This is a genomic window from Zoogloea sp., from assembly GCF_023150065.1.
GTDB lineage: Bacteria > Pseudomonadota > Gammaproteobacteria > Burkholderiales > Rhodocyclaceae > Zoogloea.
The window spans coordinates 1-625 of record NZ_JAKLLN010000153.1; the positions used below are offsets into that span (position 1 = coordinate 1).

Sequence of the window (625 nt, forward strand, 5' to 3'; positions counted from 1 at the left end):
TCCTTCAGGTGAGCCAGCTCGTGGGCGACGATCATCCGCAGGAATTCCTCCGGCGCCTCGCGGAACAGGTTGGCGATGCGGATCTCCCGCTTGGTCCGCAGCTTGCCGCCCTGCACCCGCGCCACCCGCGTGTGGGTGCCCAGCGCGTTGTGGATGTTCTGCAGCTTGCCGTCCCAGGCCACCTTGGATAGCGGCGGCGCGTTGCGCAGGTAACGCGCCTTCAGCTCGCCCACGTAGTCGTACAGCGCGCCGTCGTTGCGCACCCCGTGGGGCTGGGGGTACTTGTCCCGCAGGATGTCGCCCAGCTCGCCCCGGGCCAGCACCTCGCCGACCTGGGTGACGAGGTGCGCCGGATAACCAGCCAGATATTTGAGATGGGGAGCGGGCAGCATGGCGCGACGGACGCAAAGGGGAAAGGAGCGCGATTCTACCGCTCGCGGCCCCGGCCTTTGATCTGGCGCAATGCCGTGCCCGGGGCTTGCGTGTAAGTTACTGACTATCGAGTCATTAATTTTTCCGACGGAGGATGACATGCTCGAAACCGTCGCCGAAAACCCCAGCACAGCCGGCCATCCTGCCCCGGCGCGGGCGCTTGTCGTCCTCGCTGCGCTGCTGCTTCCGCTCT

At 66.4% G+C, this 625-nt stretch carries 1 protein-coding gene; it reads right to left on the reverse strand.

The window, feature by feature from the left end; genetic code table 11:
* Positions 1 to 392: metal-dependent hydrolase (locus L6Q67_RS23990; RefSeq protein ID WP_296576165.1), on the reverse strand; the 392-nt coding region annotated here is incomplete at its 3' end.
* Between the last annotated feature and the right edge of the window lie 233 nt (positions 393 to 625).